The sequence below is a fragment of the uncultured Abyssibacter sp. genome, assembly GCF_964000955.1.
Lineage (GTDB): Bacteria > Pseudomonadota > Gammaproteobacteria > Nevskiales > OUC007 > Abyssibacter.
The window spans coordinates 1-2,395 of record NZ_CAXFCL010000067.1 but is presented as its reverse complement, the minus strand read 5'-3'; the positions used below and the strand labels follow the sequence as shown (position 1 = coordinate 2,395).

The 2,395-nt window shown below is 64.9% G+C and carries 2 protein-coding genes; both read right to left on the bottom strand.

The features are described from left to right. A partial coding sequence (gene cueR / locus ABNS06_RS03250; protein WP_348672533.1) for a Cu(I)-responsive transcriptional regulator occupies window positions 1-421 on the bottom strand: 421 nt, incomplete at its 3' end. A gap of 437 nt (window positions 422-858) precedes the next feature. Then, window positions 859-2,395, bottom strand: a 1,537-nt coding sequence (locus tag ABNS06_RS03245; RefSeq protein WP_348672532.1) for a copper-translocating P-type ATPase, incomplete at its 5' end; no start/stop codon positions are given.

The window sequence follows — 2,395 nt, the reverse complement described above, 5'->3', positions numbered from 1 at the left end:
GACTTGATCTCTTCGGCGAATCTGGCGGCTGTTGCCCCTCAGATAGACCTTCAATGATGGGACAATCCGGCCGATGATCGCCGCGGCAATGTTCAGCGAGATGCTGCAACGTCTCCCGCATAGAATTCAGCGCTTCGATCTTGTTTTCGAGTTCCGTAATGTGCTCTAGGGCCACAGCCTTGACGTTGGCGCTGCTGCGACTACGGTCCCGCCAGAGCGATACTAGCCCGTGCATCTGCTTGACGGAAAAACCCAGGCCTCGCGCCCGCTGGATAAACTTCAGGGTCTGGATGTCGGCATCGGCATAGACGCGATAGCCAGATTCGGTACGGGCCACGGGCGGGATCAGGTCCACCCGCTCGTAGTAGCGGATCATCTTCGCGGATAGTCCGGATGCTTCGGCGGCTTGTCCTATGTTCATGATCGCCTCCTATCTCGGATATGGCTCGTCCGGTCAGGCTTCGACAGCTGACCAGTTTCCGCGGTGGGAAACACGTCAGTGTGCAGTTTGTTGGCCCCAAACCATGTCGGCTCAGCAGGCCCTGCGCCAGCATCATCCATGGCGGGCTGCCCGGCGACATAGGCTTTCTAACCGTCGAGATCGGCCGAACCCTGGGCGATGGACATCCGTTACCAAGCCGGTACGCCACCCGCGAGTGTCTTGCGTCTCGGACAGCGCCCGCGTGACTCCACGTTAGCACGGCTTAGGTTACGCTCGGCATACGCGATGTCACGCTCTGCAAACCACGTTTTCAGAGCGTGACAGTCAGGACAGTTCGGGACCGTGTAGACGGTCACGGCGGGTGACGATCCAGCGGATGGACGGAGCATAATGGCCACCTCCTCGTTCGGCCGCGGCTACCGGGCAGCCGCGGTCGTGGTGGCGGGGCTTTGCGATGCCGGGGCTTCCTCGAGGCCCATGGGCGGCGCAAACCGACGCAGGCGCAGTGCGTTGCCGAGCACGAAGATGCTGGACAAGGCCATCGCAGCCGCCGCAAAAATCGGCGACATCAATACCCCATACGCCGGGTACAGCACGCCGGCGGCGACCGGGATCAGCGCGGCGTTGTACGCGAAAGCCCAGAACAGGTTCTGCTTGATGTTGGTGATCGTCGCGCGCGACAGACCGATGGCGTTGGGCACGTTGCGCAGGTCGCCGGACATGAGCACCACGTCGGCGCTTTCGATGGCGACGTCAGTGCCAGTGCCGATCGCCAGGCCGACATCGGCCTCGGCCAGCGCCGGCGCGTCGTTGATGCCATCGCCGACGAACGCCAGCTTGCGGTCGTTCCCCCGCAGGCGCTTGACCGCTTCGACCTTGCCGTCCGGCAGAACCTCGGCGATCACCTCGTCGATACCCAACCGCCGGGCGATGGCGTTGGCGGTGCGCTGGTTGTCGCCGGTGATCATGGCCACGCGCAGCCCCAGACCGTGCAAGGCCTCGATGGCGCCGGGTGTCGATTCCTTGATCGGATCGGCGACTGCGATGATCGCGGCCAGACGGCCGTCGATCGCGGCGTAGAGCGGCGTCTTGCCCTCGTCGGCCAGGCGGCTCGCGGTCTCCGCGAACGCGGTCACGTCCAGAGCCATCTGGCGCATGAAGCGGTCCGCGCCGATCGCGACGGCGCGCTCATCGACGGTGGCGGATACGCCGTAGCCGGGTGTGGCCTCGAAGTCCGCGGCCTTGATGAGCTTAACGCCCGACGCACGCGCGGCCTCCACGATCGCCTCGGCGACCGGGTGCTCCGAATGGGCCTCCACGGCGGCAACGGTTTGCAGCACGTCGTCACGTTCGAAACCGTCGGCGGTGACCAGATCGGTGAGCTCCGGGCGCCCCTTGGTCAGGGTTCCGGTCTTATCCAAAGCGATGGTGTCGATACCGCGCAGGCTTTGTAGCGCCTCGCCCTTGCGAAACAGCACGCCCATTTCCGCGGCCCGGCCGGTACCGACCATGATTGAGGTCGGCGTGGCCAGCCCCATGGCACAGGGGCAGGCGATGATCAGCACGGCGACCGCGTTCACCAGGGCGAACGTCAATGCGGGCGTGGGACCGAATAGCAGCCAGATCCCGAAGGTCAACGCTGCGGCCGCGAGCACCACCGGCACGAAGACGCCGGTCACGCGATCGACCAGCGCCTGGATCGGCAACTTGGCACCCTGCGCGGCTTCGACCATGCGGATGATCTGGGCCAGCATGGTATCGCCGCCGACCTTGGTGGCGGTGAACGAGAAACTGCCGGTCTTGTTGAGCGTGCCGCCCACGACTTCGGCGCCCGCACTCTTTTGAACCGGCACCGGCTCGCCGGTGATCATGGACTCGTCGACGTAGGACGTTCCCTCGGCCACCTCGCCGTCCACCGGCACCTTTTCACCGGGGCGGACCTGCACGATATCG